The organism is Bryocella sp. (assembly GCF_058498515.1).
On sequence record NZ_JBMHYI010000057.1, the window covers coordinates 28263 to 46508 of the forward strand.

At 63.4% G+C, this 18246-nt stretch carries 14 protein-coding genes; all 14 read left to right on the forward strand.

Features of this window, described 5'->3' with window-relative positions; genetic code table 11:
- Positions 1-336 precede the first annotated feature (336 nt).
- The 14 genes from AC5E6W_RS17115 to phoU all read left to right on the forward strand — a co-directional run bounded on the left by AC5E6W_RS17115 (position 337) and on the right by phoU (position 17527).
- A complete protein-coding gene (locus AC5E6W_RS17115; protein ID WP_491753543.1) occupies positions 337-3015 on the forward strand; it encodes an AMP-binding protein in 2679 nt (892 codons plus the stop codon).
- 113 nt (positions 3016-3128) lie between these two features.
- Entirely contained in the window at positions 3129-4205 is a 1077-nt protein-coding gene (locus AC5E6W_RS17120; RefSeq protein WP_491753544.1) for a beta/alpha barrel domain-containing protein, read from the forward strand.
- On the forward strand, positions 4202-4852 hold the full coding sequence (gene pyrE / locus AC5E6W_RS17125; RefSeq protein ID WP_491753545.1) for an orotate phosphoribosyltransferase: 651 nt from the start codon (positions 4202-4204) through the stop codon (positions 4850-4852). Before AC5E6W_RS17120 ends, pyrE begins: the two co-directional genes overlap by 4 nt.
- Complete coding sequence (gene pyrF, locus AC5E6W_RS17130; protein ID WP_491753546.1) at positions 4849-5715, forward strand: orotidine-5'-phosphate decarboxylase; 867 nt, start codon at positions 4849-4851, stop codon at positions 5713-5715. Before pyrE ends, pyrF begins: the two co-directional genes overlap by 4 nt.
- The gene (locus AC5E6W_RS17135; protein WP_491753547.1) at positions 5702-6955 is read left to right on the forward strand and encodes an amidohydrolase family protein; all 1254 of its coding nucleotides are present in this window, start codon (positions 5702-5704) and stop codon (positions 6953-6955) included. Before pyrF ends, AC5E6W_RS17135 begins: the two co-directional genes overlap by 14 nt.
- Positions 6956-6960: 5 nt before the next feature.
- Positions 6961-7887 (forward strand): aspartate carbamoyltransferase, encoded by a 927-nt coding sequence (gene pyrB, locus AC5E6W_RS17140; protein ID WP_491753548.1) that lies wholly within the window; start codon positions 6961-6963, stop codon positions 7885-7887.
- 135 nt (positions 7888-8022) lie between these two features.
- Entirely contained in the window at positions 8023-8748 is a 726-nt protein-coding gene (locus AC5E6W_RS17145) for a winged helix-turn-helix domain-containing protein (protein WP_491753549.1), read from the forward strand.
- A gap of 123 nt (positions 8749-8871) precedes the next feature.
- Entirely contained in the window at positions 8872-10386 is a 1515-nt protein-coding gene (locus tag AC5E6W_RS17150) for a sensor histidine kinase (protein WP_491753550.1), read from the forward strand.
- Positions 10387-10646: 260 nt separating this feature from the next.
- Complete coding sequence (locus AC5E6W_RS17155; protein ID WP_491753551.1) at positions 10647-12551, forward strand: hypothetical protein; 1905 nt, start codon at positions 10647-10649, stop codon at positions 12549-12551.
- A gap of 239 nt (positions 12552-12790) precedes the next feature.
- A complete protein-coding gene (gene pstS / locus AC5E6W_RS17160; RefSeq protein WP_491753552.1) occupies positions 12791-13804 on the forward strand; it encodes a phosphate ABC transporter substrate-binding protein PstS in 1014 nt (337 codons plus the stop codon).
- Positions 13805-14001: 197 nt separating this feature from the next.
- Positions 14002-15099: a phosphate ABC transporter permease subunit PstC gene (gene pstC, locus AC5E6W_RS17165; protein ID WP_491753553.1), complete on the forward strand. Its 1098-nt coding sequence runs from the start codon at positions 14002-14004 to the stop codon at positions 15097-15099.
- Between the two features lies 1 nt (position 15100).
- On the forward strand, positions 15101-15988 hold the full coding sequence (gene pstA / locus AC5E6W_RS17170; protein WP_491753554.1) for a phosphate ABC transporter permease PstA: 888 nt from the start codon (positions 15101-15103) through the stop codon (positions 15986-15988).
- A 112-nt stretch (positions 15989-16100) separates the two neighbouring features.
- The gene (gene pstB / locus AC5E6W_RS17175) at positions 16101-16859 is read left to right on the forward strand and encodes a phosphate ABC transporter ATP-binding protein PstB (RefSeq protein ID WP_491753555.1); all 759 of its coding nucleotides are present in this window, start codon (positions 16101-16103) and stop codon (positions 16857-16859) included.
- On the forward strand, positions 16859-17527 hold the full coding sequence (phoU, locus tag AC5E6W_RS17180; RefSeq protein ID WP_103933319.1) for a phosphate signaling complex protein PhoU: 669 nt from the start codon (positions 16859-16861) through the stop codon (positions 17525-17527). Before pstB ends, phoU begins: the two co-directional genes overlap by 1 nt.
- Positions 17528-18246: the final 719 nt, after the last annotated feature.

Sequence of the window (18246 nt, forward strand, 5' to 3'; positions counted from 1 at the left end):
TCAAAAGAATTGCGGTACGGGCGGCGTTAGGGCCGCGAAGAAGAGCGCGCGGGGTGCGGTGCAAGGATACTGCTGCGAGGCGACTCCGGCGTGAGGCCGGTGGACAAACTGGCTTTGGTCTAGGGGATCAGGTCGCGAAGGGCGCCCGGAACCCCTCCGGGACATCCTGGCAAGAGATCTCTATTGCCTTGGATGATAGATGCTCGTTTCGCGTTGAACCGTGACCAGGAGGATTCGCCGCATGTTCAACTCCCAAAGTGTCACAACGGTCTTGGATGGTTTCGACCGTGGCGTCGATACTGGAGTTGAGTGGGAGGCTCCAAGACCCAAGACCCTATGCGACCGCATCTTGCCAGCCTCGTCGAGGACTTCCGCCGCCACGCCGCCGAGGCCGCCGTGGTCGAGCATCGCGGCGTCCGGCGCTACGCAGCGACCTACGGCGAGATCGCGGAGATCGCCGGGCGGTTTGCCGCGGAACTGGATCGCCGGAGCATCGTCGCCGGGGAGCGGGTGGTGCTGTGGGGAGCGAACCCCGCGGCCTGGGTGGGTTGCTTCTTCGGCTGCCTGCTGCGCGGCGTGCTGATTGTTCCGTTGGATGCCGTGGGCACGCCGGAGTTTGCCGCCCGTGTCGTCGCGGATGTGACGCCGAAGCTGATCGTCGGAGATCGGGCTTTAGTTGAGCACCTGCGTACGGACGTCCCGAAGCTCGTCCTGCGCGATATCCGTGCGTGGGCTCCCGCGACGCCGGACTTTGCGGTGAGCGAGGCGGTTACGCTGGACGCGCCGTTTCAGATCGTCTTCACGTCGGGAACCACCAGCGAGCCGCGTGGCATCGTGCACACGCATCGCAACGTGCTCGCCAGCCTCGATCCCATCGAGCGCGAGATTGCGAAGTATCGCCGCTACGAGAGGTACGTGCACCCGCTGCGCTTCCTGCACGCGGTGCCGCTGAGCCACGTCTTCGGGCAGTTCATGGGGCTCTGGATCCCAGCGGTGCTGGCGGCGGAGATCCACTTCTCCGACCAGATGGAGGCCTCGCGCGTGGTGGAGCTGGTCAAGCGCGAGCGCATCTCCGTGCTGATCGCGGTGCCGCGGGTACTGGAGCTTCTGCGTGCGTATCTACTTGGCCGCTACGAGGGTTTGGCGGCGCAGCTAGCGGTGGCGAAGGCGCTGCCCGCGTGGAAGCGCTGGTGGGTCTTCCGTCGCGTGCATCATGCGCTGGGCTTCAAGTTCTGGGCCGTCATTTCCGGCGGCGCTACGCTGCCGCGGGAGCTGGAGGAGTTCTATAACCACCTCGGCCTCGCGCTAGTGCAGGGCTATGGCATGACCGAGACCGCTGCGCTGGTCACGCTGAATCACCCGTTCCACGTGGGGCGCGGGACCATCGGCAAGGCGCTACCAGGCCGCGAGGTCAAGCTCTCCGAGGAGGGCGAGATCCTGGTGCGCGGCGACGTCATCAGCCGCGCGACATGGCAGCAGGGCGCAATGCACGAGCGTGAGAGCGAGTGGCTCGCGACCGGCGACCTCGCCGCGAAGAATGATGCAGGCGGGCTGCAGTTCCTGGGCCGCAAGGGTGATGTGATCGTGACAGCCGCGGGGATGAACATCCATCCCGCGGACCTGGAGACGGTACTTGCTGCGCAACCCGGCGTGCGTGCGGCGGTGGTGGTCGCGTGCGAGGGAGCAAACGGCGCAGAGCCGGTAGCCGCGGTGCTTTTCAATGGCAGCGATGCTGAGCTGAATGATGCTGTCACCCGCGCCAATGCTGGCCTTGCGAAGTATCAACGCCTGCGCCGCGTGCTGCGCTGGCCGGAGCTCGCCTTCCCGTACACCTCGACGGGAAAGCTGCTGCGGCGCAAGGTGGCAGCGTGGGTCTGTGCGGAGATCCGCGGTGCTCGTGTTGCCGGCGTGTCGAGTGTTGACGAGTTCGGCGCAATGATTGCGGAGATTACCGGTGAGACGCCTTCGCGAGTCGACGATGCCGCGCGCCTCAGCGAGGATCTTCGTCTCGACAGCCTCGGCCGGGTGCAGCTGCAGTCCTCGCTGGAGCAGCGGCTTGGAGTCGAGCTCGACGACGATGCGATCGCAAACATCGCTACGCTCGGCGAGCTGCGGGCGATCGTCGCAGAGGCTTCTGAAGCCTCCAACATCCCAGCATCCACGGCCTTCCTCGGACCTGAAGACCTCAAACCTCACACCTCTACAGAAAAAAAAGAAGCTGAAGCTGTAGGGGTGCGAGGTAGGAGGGAACAACAAGGTGCGAGTGTATCTCCGTTGACGGTCTCGCATGCGACGAAGCTTGCGAAGAAGAGTAGCGACGCAATGGTCTATCCGCGCTGGCCGTGGACGTGGCCGGTGCGTGTCGCGCGCATGCTCTTCCTCGAGTGCGTGACGCGACCGCTGGTATGGCTTCTCGCTGCGCCACGCGTTGTTGCTGCGAAGATCGAGCTTCCCCATGGTCCGCTGCTGCTCATCGCGAATCACGTCTCTGCGTACGACGGCGCGCTGGTGCTGGATGCCTTGCCCGCGCGCATTCGCCACCATGTCGCCTGCGCGATGTCGGGCGAGATGCTGGTCGACTTGCGCAAGGGGCGCAATCAGCCGATCAAACTGCTGCAGCCTTTCGCGCCCATCGGCTACTGGCTCATCACCGCGCTGTTCAATGTGTTTCCGCTGCCACGTCATCGCGGCTTCCGGCGCAGCTTTCAACACGCGGGCGCCGCGATGGATCACGGAGACTCCGTACTGATCTTCCCCGAAGGCACGCGCAGCGCGACGGGAGAGCTTGCGCCGTTTCGGCAGGGCATTGGCCTGTTGGCGCGTGAGGCAAACGTGTCCGTCGTACCCATCGCGCTGCTGGGACTTGGCGCAATGCGCCAGCGTAAGCGAAGGTGGTTCCGCTCCGGTGCGATGGAGATTCGTGTCGGAGATGCCATTCCCGTCAGCGAAGACGATGACCCGGCGGAGATTACGGCGCGTCTTGAAGCTGCGCTGCGCGAATTGATGAAGTCGTGAAGGAACCGCGACCATGACGTGTGTACGGCCAACATCCGTGCGCTGATCGCGCCCTGCACAGGCGAAGACACAGCGCAACGTGCTAAAAAAGAAGACAGGACGTATGTGCGCAGATGCTGTGTGAGCCCTTCTACGATCCGGCCAGGTCCTACCTCGAAAACTTCGATCATGGCCCCTTTGGAGGCTTCGCCGATGGCGCAATCCACGTGGATGCGGGCGAGCCTGAGTACGCATTCCTCGGATACAAAGTCCATCTCCCCTTCGGAATTCCATCCGGCCCGCTGCTGAACGGCAACTTCGTCAAGGCTGCGCTGGACAAGGGATTCGACCTTCCCGTGTACAAGACGGTGCGCACGCGCCGCTATGCTTCGCACCCGTGGCCCAATGTTCTCGCCGTGCATCCCCACGGCGACCTGCACGCCACGCGCGAGAAACTCATCGGGGATGAGAACTATACCGATCCGCTCTCGATCACCAACTCCTTCGGTGTACCTTCGTTCGATCCAGAGTTCTGGCAGCCGGACATGGCCGCAGCCGTCGCGCATGCGAAGCCGGGACAGGTTGTCATCGCAAGCTTCCAGGGCACGAAGAGTGAAGACGGCAGCGTCGAGGCCTACATCGAGGACTATCGCGTGGGCGCACGCCTGGTGAAGGAGACCGGAGTGAAGATCTGTGAGGTCAACTTCAGCTGCCCGAATGAAGGCACATCGAACCTCCTCTGCTTCGATATCCCGCGTGCGGCGACGATCGCGGCGGCGATCCAGGAAGTCTTCGGCGACGACGTAAAGCTGGTCACGAAGATGGCGTACTTCGCGGATCAGGAGCAGCTCGCACAGTATGTGCGCGAAGTTGGCTCCATCGTCGACGGCGTCGCGGCTATCAATACGGTGTCGGCGGAGATCGTTGACGCGAACGGCAAGCAGGCGCTGCCTGGCGAAGGCCGCCTGATGAGCGGCGTGTGCGGCGCGTCGATCAAATGGGCGGGCCTGGAGATGACCGCGCGGCTTAAGGCGCTGCGCGAAGAGATGAGCATGAACTTTGCCATCGTGGGCGTGGGAGGCGTGTTGAACGCTGCCGACTTCGCAGCCTATCGTCGAGCCGGCGCTGACGCCGTGATGAGTGCGACAGGTGCGATGTGGAACCCTGACCTTGCGTTGGAGATCAAGAAGGAACAAGAGGAACGCGCATGAGTTTTGAAGTCGCGCAGGCATTGGTTGCCATCGGCGGAGTGGGCTTCAGCCCGGCGGCGCCGATTACGTTCAAGTCGGGGATCGTGTCGCCGGTGTACTGCGACAACCGGCGCTTTCCGTTTCATCCGGCGGAATGGGCCAAGGTGATCAAGGCCTTCGAGCAAGTGCTCGCAAATGATGGCGTGAAGTTCGATGTGGTTGGCGGCATCGAGGCTGCGGGCATTCCGCACTCGGCCGCGCTGGGCTTCGCGATGCAGGTGCCTTCGATCTTCATCCGCAAGGAAGCCAAAGGCCACGGCGCGAAGAAGCGTGTTGAAGGCGGCGATGTCTCCGGTCTGCGCGTGGTGTTGGTCGAGGATCTTGTGACTACCGGGTCCAGCAGCCTTTCCGCGGTCGAGGCACTGCGTGCGGAAGGCGCGATCGTGACGGACTGCCTCGCGATCATCTCGTATGGCTTCGAAGAGGCGCGCGAGAACTTCGCGGCTGCGGGCGTCACGCTGCATGCGACGACGACGTTCGAAGAGGTGTTGACGGCGGCGATGGAAGCGGGCCGTCTCACTGAGGCCGATGCGGAGATTGTGAGCGACTGGCTGCGCGATGCGAAGGGTTGGGCGGCGCGCCACGGCTTTGCGGGAGCGTCCGTATGAGCGCCATCGCTGCGAAGTACGCGCGCCGCGTTGCGGCCATCAAGTCGATGGTGTGTGTCGGTCTCGACAGCGAGCAGAGCAGGCTGCCTGCGCGCTTCCAGAAGGAGTCCGAGCCGCAGTTCGCGTTCAATCGATGGATCATTGATCAGACCAAAGAGTTTGCTGCGGCCTATAAGCCGAACACCGCGTTCTACGAGGCGCGTGGAAGCGAAGGTTGGCGCGAGCTGGAGCGCACCGTGGCATACATCCAGCGCGTGTGTCCGGATGCGGTGACCATCTGCGACGCCAAGCGCGCGGACATCGGCAACACCAATCGCGGTTACGTCGAAGGCATCTTCGACCGCATCGGCTTTGATGCGATCACGCTGCACCCGTACCTCGGCGGTGAAGCGCTCGAGCCTTATCTCGTGCGCGAGGACAAGGCTTCGATCATCCTGTGCCGCACCTCGAATCCCGGCGCGGGCGATCTGCAGGATCTCATCGTCACGGACAGCGAGAAGTCGGTGCCGCTGTGGGAGACCGTGGCGGACAAGGTGAGCCGCGAGTGGAACAGCCGCGGCAACTGCATGCTCGTTGTCGGCGCAACGTACCCCGAAGAGATGCGGCGCATCCGCGCGATTGCGCCGGAGATGATCTTCCTGGTGCCCGGCATCGGAGCGCAGGGCGGCGATGTAAAGGCCGTCGTGGATGCAGGGCTCGATGCGAATGGCGCGGGCTTGATGATCTCCGCCTCGCGCTCCATCCTCTTTGCGGAAGAGCCCAGCGCGGCAATACGGACGCTGCGCCATGAGATCAACGATGCCGTTCAGGCAACGCTCTCCAAACGTCAGTTGGCTGAAGGGACCCCGCATGCTGCGAGTTGAAGGAACGATCGTGAATCACGACCGCGTCTTCGACGGCGCGGTGGAGATCGATGAGACGACGGGCCTCATCACCAGCGTGGGCGAAGCGACCGGGCATAGCGACCTCGATACAAAGGGCTGCCTCATCTTTCCGGGCTTCGGCGATGTGCACATCCACGCGCGCGAGGATACGAGCGGCCTCGAGCGCTACAAGGAAGACTTCACGACTGCAGGCGAAGCGGCGCTGCAGGGTGGTGTCACGCATGTGGCAGACATGCCCAACAACCGCATCGCTCCCGTGGATGATGCGCGCTACGAAGCGAAGGAAGTCCTCGCCGCGAAGTGTGCGGTGCATGTGACGCTCTACGCCGGCATCGGACCGCATACAAGACCGCTCATGCACCACGTGCCCTACAAGGCCTTCATGGGGCCATCGGTTGGCGACCTCTTCTTCTCCTCGCAGGAGGAGCTGGAGCGCGCCATCTGCTTCTATCGCGGCGAGAATGTGAGCTTTCACTGCGAGGATCCGGTGATCCTGCAGGAGAGCAAGGGAGCTCCCACGCATGAGGAGCGGCGTCCAGCGAACGCTGAGCTGACGGCGACTGACTTCGCGCTGCACCTGATCGAGAAGTATGAGCTGCAGGGCAAGTTGTGCCACTACTCTGTGGGCCAGGGGCTGCCGAAGATCGCCGCAGCGAAGGAGCGCGGTGTGCGGGTCACCTGCGAGGTCACGCCGCATCATCTCTTCTTCGACACCGCCGCGCTGAACGATGCGAACCGCCCGTGGCTGCAGATGAATCCCCCGCTGCGCGCACCGGAAGATCGCGCCGCTCTCATCGAAGCGCTGCGCAACGGGCTTATTGACTACATCGCGACGGACCACGCTCCGCATACGCATGAGGAGAACGCGAAGGGCATCAGTGGCGTGCCGCACCTCGATACCTATGGAGCCTTCGCCACGTGGCTGATGAAGGAGCACGGCTTTACCCCGGAGCAGATTGCGCGCGTCTGCGCGTACAACCCGGGTCGCTTCGTGCGTGAGTTTCTCCCGCGCGATTATGGCGAAGGCTTCGGCCTGATCGCACCGGGCTACGTGGGCTCGCTAACGATCCTCGACATGGAAACGCCGTGGACGGTGCGCCGCGAGGAGATGAAGACCAAGTGCGCGTGGTCGCCGTTTGAGGGCTTCACCTTCCCAGGCCGCGTGCGTTCGACGGTGATCCGCGGCACAGTACATCCGGTAGAAAAGCGCGGAGAGTAGGCAAGATGGAGAAGCTGCGTCACGTCCTGAGCAACAAGCAGTTTGAAGACCCCGAGCTGCTGGAGTATCTCTTCGTCTCCGCCGAGCAACTGGAGCGCGACGATGCCGCTCGTATGCTGGATACGCCGCTGCGCGGACGCATCCTGGCGACGATCTTCTATGAGCCTTCGACGCGCACGCGCTTCAGCTTCGAGGCTGCGATGCAGAAGCTGGGCGGCGGCCTGCTCACGCAGGAGAACGCCAGCGATAACTCTTCCGCGGCCAAGGGCGAGACCATAGCCGACACGATTCGTGTGGTCGGCAACTACGCCGACGCGATCGTGATCCGCCATCCGCAGGAAGGCACGGCGGGCGAAGCGGCGGCGATCTCGCAGGTGCCCATCATCAACGCGGGCGATGGCGCGGGTCAGCATCCCACGCAAGCGTTGCTCGACCTCTACACCATCCGCCGAGAGACCGGCCGGCTGGACCGCCTGCGCGTGGTCATCATTGGCGACCTGAAGTATGGCCGCACGATTCACTCGCTGCTGCCGCTGCTCACGCTTTCGCCGGATGTGACGGTGGACCTGATCTCGCCGGAGTCGTTGCGGCTGCCGGAGATCTACGCCGAGGAGATGCGGCTGCGCGGTGTCAAGTTCACGCAGCGCGACTCGCTGGACGGCGTGCTCGAGACCGCCGACGTGGTCTACGTCACCCGCGTGCAGCGCGAGCGCTTCGCCACACAGGAGGCCTACGACGCGGTCAAGGACACCTTCCGCATCGACGCCGCCGCGGCTGCACGGATGAAGGAGCACGCGATCATCATGCACGCCCTGCCGCGGGTGAATGAGATCTCCCCGGACGTCGATCGCGACTCCCGCGCGGCGTACTTCCGGCAGACGAAGAACGGGCTCTACGTCCGCATGGCGCTGCTGAAATATCTGCTCGGCTAACCCGGGAACCCGAAAGGGAACCGGTAACGTCGGCGGAACTCCCGAAGATTCATCCGGCGTTCGCATTTTCGGGCCTCAGTTTGGCCTACACTTTATGCGTCTGCGGTGTATTTTCCCGCAGTCCTAGGAGCACGTGTGAGTCAGGTAGTCTTCGTGCTGGAAGACGATGCGGACATCAGCCGGCTGGTGCAGTATCAGCTGGAGCGCGCAGGGTTTGCGGTTCGTGTGTACGGGGCCATTGGCTCCATCGTGCAGGACGCGGAGCGCGCGCGCCCGGCGCTGTTCCTGCTGGACGTGATGGTTCCAGGCGGCGATGGCATGGATCTTTGCCGGCGTCTGCGTCAGAACCCGACGCTGAGCGGCGTGCCGATCATCTTCGTCACCGCCCGCGCCGCGGAAAATGACCGAGTGCAGGGTCTCGAGCTGGGCGCGGACGATTACATCACCAAGCCCTTCGGCACCCGTGAGCTGGTAGCTCGCGTGCGTGCGGTGCTGCGCCGCTTCGAGCGCCCGGATGCCGGTCCGCTCCCGGTTATCTCGATCGAAGAGATCGAGATCGACGGCAGCGCGATGCAGCTGCGGGTGCGCGGCGAGGTGGTCCCGACCACTGCCACCGAGTTCCGCCTGCTCGACTATCTTGCCCGCCACCCGGGCCGCGTCTTCTCGCGCGACCAGCTGCTGGACGCGGTGTGGGGTGATGCCCGCTTCGTGACGCCACGCAGCGTGGACGTGTATGTCCGCCGCATCCGCGAGAAGATCGAGGCCGACGCCGAGACGCCGCGCTACCTGAAGACCATGCGCGGCGCGGGCTATCGCTTTGAGATCCCCCGCGTGCGCGAAAGCATGGCGGTCGCCAGCTAGCGTTGGCGTCCCATCCTTACGGGCCTGCCTCTTCCACAAGCGTCGTGACGCTCGTGGAAGAGGCGAGCGTCCCGTTCGCAGACACAGAGCGGTCCGTCTCCGGACTATGGGAAGCTTAGAGGTATGAGGCGGAGCCTGCTTGCGGCGCTGATGTTGAGGATCGCTGGCGGCTTGCTGCTGGTGGTTCTGGTGTCCCTCGCCGGCCTGCCGTGGCTCACCGTCGTGGTTGCCCTCAGTGCCATGGTGGTTTCCGCCTACCTTTGCCGCCAGCTGGTAGAGAGGTCGCTGCGGGAGATCACTCCCGGAGCCCCTCGCGTCCGCTACGGCGACTCCACCCCCGAGCCCATGAGCAGCGCCGAGATCGCGGTGCGCCTTGCCCCCTTTGAGTCCTTCGAGTGGCTGGTGATGGCCATCGAGGGCATGCGTGCGGGCCAGGAGCGCCTGCTGGGCGAGACGGCCGAAGAGCGCCGCAAGCTCGAACTGGTGCTTGATTCCATGCAGGATATCGTCGTCGCGGTCGATGGCGCGGGGCGTATCGCCTGGACCAACGAGGGCATGCGCCGCCTGATGGCCTCGGATTCGGCGAGTGTCCGCCGCGGCCATGCGCTGGTGCAGACCATTCGGGAGCCCGAGGTGCTGGAGTGCGCGCGGCTGGCGCTCGAGGAGCGCGTGGTCGCTGAGCGGCCGGCGGTGCCCCTGGTCGGCGGACGCCTCTTTGCGGTCAGCGCCGCACCCATGGGCGAGCGCGGAGCGGTACTGGTGCTGCGCGATGTCACCCGCATCGAGAAGATGGAACGGACGCAGAAGGAGTTCGTCGCGAATGTCTCGCACGAGCTGCGCACGCCGCTCACCTCGATCATGGGCTACGTGGAGCTGCTGCTCGACGAGGAACGCTGGGAGAACGAGGCTTCGGGCGAGGACGGCGAGATTCCGTCGGAGTCGGCGACGCCGCCCAGCAACACACGGATAGAGTTCCTGGACACGATCCTGAAGAGCGCCCGCCGCATGGAGCGTCTGACGGAAGACCTGCTGGTCATGGCCAAGGTCGATTCCGGCGAGCAGAAGCTGAGCCCCACCCGCACCTGGGTCAGCACGGTCGTGGAGGAGGCTGCGATGGCGACCTCCGGGCTATTCAAGGAGCGCGGAGAGCTCGAAATCGGCGAGGTGGTGGAGGCCGAGGTGCTGGCCGACATGGATGCTGTGCTGCAGGTGCTCGGCAACCTCATCGAGAACGCCATCAACTACGGCACAAGGCGCGGCGAGGAACCCAGGGTGTCGCTGGCCGCGCAGAGGCACCTTGGGCAGGCCGGTTTCATCGAGTTCAGCGTGCGCGACTTTGGCACGGGCATCGCGATGGAGCACCGCGAGCGCATCTTCGAGCGCTTCTTTCGCGCCGACAAGGCCCGTTCCCGCGCTACCGGAGGCACCGGTCTGGGGCTCTCCATCGCGCGGCACCTGGTCGAGGAACAGGGCGGAACGATCTGGGTGGAGAGCGACCTTGGCCACGGCAGCTGCTTCTGTTTCACACTGCCGGAGGTGATGGTGGGTGTCGCCAGCGGAAGCCTGCCCACGGGCTTTGGCGAGGAGCTGGAGGATAGCGAGGCTCCTGAGGTCGTCGGGGATCCGCTGGAGCCCTAGCATTCAGCCCTCAGGGCTCCCGACAGCGCGACGTGACCTTCGTTCTACAAAACGCAAATGTCCTCTGAATAAGTTGTGGGAATTCCAAATTGGTCCGGTCAAATTCTCCGCACTGTCACATATCCTTCTCGGTTCATTCATCCCTTCCCCCAAGCATAGAGACATACAAACTGACACGCGGAGTAGGCTGCGCGGGCACACCTGCGTGACACTCCAGCGCTTATGCAACACAAAGGGGAAGCATGAAATCCAAACGCGTAATGACCGCGGTCCTGGCCAGTGCGGTAATGTTTACGGCGCAGGCGAAGGCCAGCGACGAAGGGGCCGAGCCCGGCCCACAGCAGAAAAAGACCCACCAGACAAAGAAGAAGGAAAAGGAATCTGCCGAGCAGCAGGAGCTTCGCGAACTTCGCGAGCAGATGAGGCAGCAGCAGAGCGAGATCGAAGAGCTGAAGGGCATGCTCTCCGGCAAGTCGCAGCAGGCGCAGTCCGCGCAGCAGGCTGCCGCTGACGCCCAGGCGCAGGCCGCTCAGGCTGCCACCGCCGCGCAGCAGGCCAGCCAGGCCGCGACCGATGCCGCCGCCAAGGCCGACGCTGCCAACACCGCCGCCACCGCGGCGACGGCCAAGACTGCCGATCTGCAAGAGCAGGTCATCGGCAACCAGGCCCAGGTCCAGCAGGAGATCCATGAGCCCGGCACGATCCACTACAAGGGCGTGGAGATTACGCCTGGTGGCTTCGTGGCGGCTGAAGGTGTGTACCGCCAGCACTCGGTGAACTCGGACATCAACACCCCGCTGAACTCCATCCCGTTCCCCAGCGCGAACGAAGGCCACACCAGCGAGCTGAACTTCTCCGGCCGCCAGAGCCGCCTCTCGGTGCTCGTCGCCGGCGATACAGGCAAGTTCAAGCTGAGCGGCTACTACGAGATGGATTGGCTCGGTACGGGCACCAGCTCCAACAACAACCAGTCGAACAGCTACGTTCTTCGTCAGCGCCAGATCTGGGGCAAGGTGGAGAGCCAGGGCGGCTTCGCGATGACGGGCGGCCAGATGTGGTCGCTGGTTACGGAAGATCGCCGCGGCACCGATGCGCGCACCGAGATTCAGCCGCAGACGATCGATCCGCAGTACCTCGTCGGCTACAGCTGGACGCGTCAGCCCGGCTTCCGCGTGCAGCAGCGCTTCGGCACGCTGAACTCGGGAATGTTCACCGTGGCGGTCGCGGCGGAGCAGGCCCAGATCACGAACTTCACGGCCTCGAACCTGCCCTCGTCCTTCCTGTTCTACTTCGGTGGCATCGGTCAGAACGGCGGTCTCTACAACGCCGCGGCCTCTGCACCGGCGAACAACGTCGCAGCCAGCGTGGGAGCGGTTACCACCTACGCGAACAATGTGGCTCCTGACGTCATCGTCAAGGCCGCGTTCGACGAGCCGAAATTCCACATCGAAGTCGGCGGCATAGGACGCTTCCTTCGCGACAACTACTTCCCTGTAACCATCAGCAGCACGGTCGCTGCACCGACCACGCCGGTCTACACCTACTCGACGACCCTGGAAAACCACACAGCCCTCGCTGGTGGTGTCTTCGGCGCCGCTCGCGTGTACGTTGGGAAGGTCTCGGAAGTCGCCGTCCAGGCGATGGCCGGACAGGGCGTAGGACGTTACGGTTCCGCGCAGCTTGCGGACGCTACACTGCGCCCGGATGAGACGTTGGAGCCAATTCGCAACTACCACGGCCTCTTCAGCTGGGAAAACCACCTCTCGCCGAAGATTGATCTCTCCTTCTACTACGGTGGCGAGTATGCGCAGCGTACCGTGTACACCCTGCCCATCTCTGGCACGTTGATCGGCTACGGTCCCAACACGCTGAGCGACGCGGGCTGCTACAACGAGCCCAGTTCCACTGGCGGCAACACCAGCGGCTCGGGCGGCTCGATCTCGGCCAGCCCCTGCGCTTCGCCAACGCGCTACATCCAGGAGGCGATGGGCGCCCTGACCTGGAAGCCGATCAACAGCCCGAAGTACGGTCGCCTGCAGTACTCGCTGACCTATAGCTACATCCAGCGCAACCTGTGGTCGGGTGTGGGTTCGGCGACGACGCCGTCGGGCCCCCGCGCTACGGAGCCGATGGTCCACGTCCAGATGCGTTACTACATCCCGTAATCGGCTTTGGGGGCTCGGCGTCCTGATCACGAATTCGTGACGGAGCGTTGAGCCCCCGTAAGTTCTGGAGCGACAGCTCCTGAAGGATTGCGGTCTGCTATAACTGCAGGCCCGCAACCTTCAAATAACATTGTGTTTACAGGCTTCGAGTATCACTTTTTTAGGAATCTTAGCGGCCGACCTGCTATGCTCCGCACGCGCGGGCGCATCCTAGGATCAGCCCCCTCAGGAGAATATCCGTGAAATCCATCTTGTTTGCAGCAGCGGTAGCGATGAGCAGCCTTGCTGCCCTCCCCGTCAGCGCTCAGAATCTCACCGGCGCCGGCGCCACCTTCCCCAACCCGATCTACTCGCGCTGGTTCAGCGAGTACGCGCAGGAGCACCCGGGCGTTCACATCAACTACCAGTCGGTAGGTTCGGGCGCGGGCATCCAGCAGGTTTCCAAGAAGGTCGTTGACTTCGGCGCCTCGGATGCCATCCTCACCGACCAGCAGCTGCATGATTCGCAGGTCAAGCTCACTCTCATCCCGACCGTGCTGGGCGCGGTGGTTCCGGTGTACAACGTTCCGGGAGTGGGCAGCGACCTGAAGTTCTCGGGCGACGTAATCGCCGACATCTACCTGGGCAAGATCACCAACTGGAACGATGCCCGCCTCAAGGCGGACAATCCCGGCGTGAACTTCCCCGACAAGAAGATCCTCCCGGTCTATCGCGCTGAGGGTTCGGGTACCAATTTCATCTTCACGGACTTCCTCTCCAAGGTGAACCCGGAGTTCAAGAACCGCGTGGGCGCTGCGGCTTCGGTTCGCTGGCCCCTCGGCATCGGCCAGAAGGGTAGCGAGGGCGTTGCCGGTATGGTCCGCAACACTCCCGGTTCGTTCGGCTACGTTGAGCTGCTCTATGCCGTGCAGAACAAGATGTCCTACGGCGATGTGAAGAACGCTGCCGGCAAGTATGTCAAGGCCTCCACGGATTCGGTCTCGGCTGCCGCTGCGGCTTCCGCCAAGACGATTCCTTCTGACTACCGCATCTCGATCACCAACGCGGCAGGCGCAGGCTCCTACCCGATCTCTTCCTTCACCTGGCTGCTGATCCCGAACCCCTCGCCCGATGCGGCCAAGGGCAAGGTGCTGCATGACTTCCTGGTGTGGATGCTCGACAAGGGCCAGAGTGAGGCTGCGGGCATGACCTACGCTCCGCTTCCGAAGAACGTCGCGGACAAGGTTCGCCAGACCGTCAACGGAATTAAGTAGTTGCTACGACACCGGGAGCGAGAAACCGCGCTCCCGCAACCTGCTCAAAACGAAGGGCCTTGGCGAGCGATCGGCAAGGCCCCTTCTTTCCGCTCCCGCCCTGAGGCGGGCTGAAGCGGTCGGATTCACGCTCTATTCACACTCTCTTAATAAAGTTGAACTTGGCCTGAGTCTCCCGGCCCTTCTGATTCGCTCCCATGGACAATCCCACCCAAGAGACAAAGCCGCTGGTCGATCCGGCCATAGCCGAGAGTGCGCCGCTGCTGATGCCCAAGCTGGTGATGGGTGAAGGCTCCGCTCCGACGGTCGATACCCCCGAGTCCACACAGCCCACCGAGATTTCGGTGGTTCGCAAGTTCCTTAACGAGAAGAGCCCTGGCAAGCTGGCGGACGGCACGTTCGGCGCGGTCATGCTGGTGTGCGCGCTCAGCGTCTTCTTCATCGTCGGGCTCATTGTTTACGTGCTGGTGATGAACTCCCGGCCGTCGCTGCACGCCTTCGGGTTCAAGTTCTTCACGCAGAGCGTATGGGATCCGGTCGGCGGCAACTTCGGGGCGCTGCCCTTTATCTGGGGCACCGTCACCACCAGCCTCGTGGCGCTGGTAATGGCCGTGCCACTGGCGCTGTGCACCGCGATCTTCCTGCTGGAGATCTGCCCGCCGAAGCTGCGCGCACCGATCAGCTTCCTTACTGAGTTCCTGGCCGCGATCCCGAGCGTCGTCTACGGCCTCTGGGGCATCTTCGTGCTGGTGCCGTTTCTCCGCGATACCGCCGGCCCGATCCTCGAGAAGCTGCTGGGCTGGACAGGACTCTTCGAGGAGCCGAACTTCGGTGTGGGCGTCTTCTCCGCCAGCGTGATCCTCGCGATCATGATCTTCCCGGTGATCAGCTCCATCAGCCGCGACGTGATGCGCGCCGTGCCGGTGAGCCAGAAGGAAGCTGTGTTAGCGCTGGGCGCCACGCGCTGGGAGATGCTGCGCATGGGCGTGCTGCGCAATGCGCGCATCGGCATCGTGGGCGCTGTGATTCTCGGCCTAGGCCGCGCGCTGGGCGAGACGATGGCCGTCACCATGCTCATCGGCAACCACCCCGACATCTCCAAGAACCTCTTTGCTCCGGGCTATACGCTGGCCAGCGTCATCGCCAACGAGTTCACCGAAGCGACCGGGGATCTGTACCTGAGCTCGCTGATCGAGATCGGGCTTGCACTCTTCCTGGTCACCATCGTCGTGAACGCGATCGCGCGCCTGCTGGTCTGGGCTGTCACGCGCGGTCAATCGCAGAGGCACGCATAACATGGCTACACTTCCGCAACGCACTCCACGCATGGAGCAGGCGCTGAAGCTGCGCCGCATGTTCGTCGACTACCTCGTCACGGCGCTCGCGATCGGGAGCACCGTTCTGGTGATGGTGCCGCTGCTCCTTATCCTCGGCTACTTGCTATACAAGGGCGCAAGCTCGCTGAACCTGGACTTCTTTACCAAGATTCCGGCTCCGGTCGGCGAGCCTGGTGGAGGCATGGCCAACAGCATCGCGGGCTCCGCGCTGGTGCTGACGCTGGCCAGCCTGGTCGGCGTGCCGGTAGGGATCGGCGCGGGCGTGTACCTGTCCGAGTATGGCCGGGGCAGTCTCTTCGCGGACGCGATCCGATTCACGGCCGATGTGCTCAACGGTGTGCCGTCGATCGTGGTGGGCATTGCGGCTTATGCTCTGGTCGTCGTCAAGCAGGGACACTTCTCCGCGCTGGCCGGCGGTATCGCTCTCTCCATCATGATGGTGCCGACGATCACGCGCACCACCGAAGAGATGCTCGCCACGGTGCCGCTCGCGGTGCGTGAGGCTGCGTATGGCCTCGGCATCCCGAAGTGGCGGACCGTGATTTCCGTGAGTCTGCGAACAGCGTCACCGGGCATCATCACCGGCTGCATGCTGGCCTTTGCGCGCGTCGCAGGCGAGACCGCACCGCTACTCTTCACGGCCTTCGGAAATCAATTCTGGAGCTGGGATCTTCGCCAGCCCATCGCAGCTCTGCCGCTGCAAATCTATACTTACGCGGTTTCACCGTATGACGAATGGCACCGCCTGGCCTGGGCCGGATCTCTGGTGCTCATTCTGCTCATCATGATCTCGGTGACGCTGGTACGAATCTTCGCCGGGCGCGGCATGCTCAAGGGAGGCAGCTAGAGCATTCCTCCTCGCATTGCGAGCTGGATACTGTATGAGAGTGCCGTTCTTCTTGAGAAAAAACGGCGTTGAATTCTTTGGTTTCACCTGCAGTTAGAGGAGGAGTGCTCAAGTGGGAGTCGGCATCCGTGTCGAAAACCTGAACGCGTGGTACGGGCCTGTGCATACGCTGAAGGATGTGTCGTTGCACATCCCGGCGAATCGCGCCACCGCGCTGATCGGGCCTTCGGGCTGTGGCAAGAGCACGTTTGTGCGCTGCCTGAACCGCATGCATGAGACCAACCCGACGGCGCGCGCTGAAGGCACGGTGATGATGGGCGATCTGGACATCTACAAGGATGCCGCGCCGGTCGAAATCCGCCGTCGTATCGGCATGGTGTTCCAGCGGCCCAACCCGTTTCCTACGATGTCCATCTATGACAACGTGGCGAGCGGTCTCAAGCTCAACGGCTTCAGCAAGCGCCGCGTGCTCGATGAGATCGTGGAGCGCTCGCTCAAGCAAGCCGCGCTGTGGGAAGAGGTCAAGGACGATCTCAAGAAGAAGTCCGGCGCCAGCCTTTCCGGCGGTCAGCAGCAGCGTCTATGCATTGCGCGCGCTCTGGCGGTCGATCCTGAAGTCCTGTTGATGGACGAGCCCGCCTCCGCGCTCGATCCCGTCTCCACCTCGAAGATCGAGGACCTGATCTTCCAGCTCAAGAGCCAGTACACAATCGTCATCGTGACGCACAACATGCAGCAGGCCGCGCGCGTGGCGGAAAATACCGGCTTCTTCCTCACGGGCAAGCTCGTGGAGTTCGCTCCAACGCATAAGATCTTTACCAATCCCTCGGACAAGAGGACGGAAGATTACATCACGGGGAGGTTCGGATGATGCGTATCAACTTCCAGCAGAAGCTGGACGAGCTGAAGGAGCGGCTGCTGGTGATGGCGGGCTTGGTGGAGCAGGCGATCCAGCGCGCCACCGAGGCCTACTCGACCCGCGACACCGAGCTGTGCGAGCTGGTCAAGCTCTCCGAGCCTGCGATCAACCGCATGGAGCGGGAGATTGACCAGGCGGCTCTGGATCTGCTCGCCATGGAGCAGCCGATGGCGGTGGACCTGCGCTTCATCATCGCCGTCATCCGCATCAATGCCGACCTTGAGCGCGTGGGCGACCAGGCGGTGGGCATCGCCGGCCGCGTCAAGGATCTCGGCATGTTCGCCAACCTCGACATCCCGGTCGATATTCCCAAGCTCGCCTCGCTCTCGCAGGCGATGGTGCGCAAGGCGCTGCAGGCCTTCATCGAAGGCGATGCGGACCTCGCGCAGAGCGTGCTTACGCTCGACGACCAGGTGGATGAGATGAATCGCGAGGCCTTCCGCTCGCTGGGCGAGCTGATCAAGACCAAGCCCGAAATGAGCTCGCAGGCGCTCAATGCGCTGATCATCTCGCGCAACCTCGAGCGCGTGGGCGACCACGCGACCAACATCGCCGAGGACGTTATCTTCTGGGTACGCGGCGCGGATGTTCGCCACGGCTGGGCTCCCGAAGAAGACTAACTCCGTCACAAAGCTCTAAACCCTGCGCGGGCCGCAGGCGCTGCAAAGCGCTGGCTGCCCGCGCAGGGTTGCGTACGACAGTAATTAATATGTATGCGGGCATTTACAACGTAGCCCCGCGCCGCGTCCCATCCGTGGCAGTTTCTAGTTGCCTATAGAAAGCGAATAGCGAAGCTTTCGATCTGCCCCGTGCCTGCGGCCTTAGTGCCAATGACGCTGTGGCCTGATCCGGTTGGCGACCTGGTTTCGAACCCTCTGCAGAGAAGCCGAACGTTTGTGCCTGTAACTGCATCGTTGCGTGCCGGTAATCGCGGCGCCGACACCTCTGTCCCATTTTTGTTCGGGCACTCCGAAGGCCAAGCTTCGCACTGATGCAAAACGCTCCATCTGCCGATGAACCTGTGGGGAGAAGATCCCCAACGTCGGCCTCCTCGCAGCGCCTCCGGGGCCAATTTGTATCTCGACCCACGAGGTAATTCGTCTTGCGCAAACAGATCGCCAATTTGCAACCTTTGCGCTATTACCCTCTCCGCGAACGAGCCATGCTCCCCAGCGCCGATGTCCCCTACTGTCTCTCCAGAGAACACTGCCTCATGAACCCCCCGGCCCCGTTGTACCCGAATCACCTGTCTAGCGGCTCCCAGCTGCCCTCCCGCATCGCCCCTGCGTACGTCCCGATGCCCCAACCCCGATCGAAGCGAGTAGCTTCCAGGGTTCCG

Coding starts and splice junctions, on each gene's coding strand:
- AC5E6W_RS17115 (WP_491753543.1), top strand. CDS start 337: ATGCGACCGCATCTTGCCAGCCTCGTCGAGGACTTCCGCCGCCACGCC.
- AC5E6W_RS17120 (WP_491753544.1), top strand. CDS start 3,129: ATGCTGTGTGAGCCCTTCTACGATCCGGCCAGGTCCTACCTCGAAAAC.
- pyrE (WP_491753545.1), top strand. CDS start 4,202: ATGAGTTTTGAAGTCGCGCAGGCATTGGTTGCCATCGGCGGAGTGGGC.
- pyrF (WP_491753546.1), top strand. CDS start 4,849: ATGAGCGCCATCGCTGCGAAGTACGCGCGCCGCGTTGCGGCCATCAAG.
- AC5E6W_RS17135 (WP_491753547.1), top strand. CDS start 5,702: ATGCTGCGAGTTGAAGGAACGATCGTGAATCACGACCGCGTCTTCGAC.
- pyrB (WP_491753548.1), top strand. CDS start 6,961: ATGGAGAAGCTGCGTCACGTCCTGAGCAACAAGCAGTTTGAAGACCCC.
- AC5E6W_RS17150 (WP_491753550.1), top strand. CDS start 8,872: ATGAGGCGGAGCCTGCTTGCGGCGCTGATGTTGAGGATCGCTGGCGGC.
- AC5E6W_RS17155 (WP_491753551.1), top strand. CDS start 10,647: ATGACCGCGGTCCTGGCCAGTGCGGTAATGTTTACGGCGCAGGCGAAG.
- pstC (WP_491753553.1), top strand. CDS start 14,002: ATGGACAATCCCACCCAAGAGACAAAGCCGCTGGTCGATCCGGCCATA.
- pstA (WP_491753554.1), top strand. CDS start 15,101: ATGGCTACACTTCCGCAACGCACTCCACGCATGGAGCAGGCGCTGAAG.
- phoU (WP_103933319.1), top strand. CDS start 16,859: ATGCGTATCAACTTCCAGCAGAAGCTGGACGAGCTGAAGGAGCGGCTG.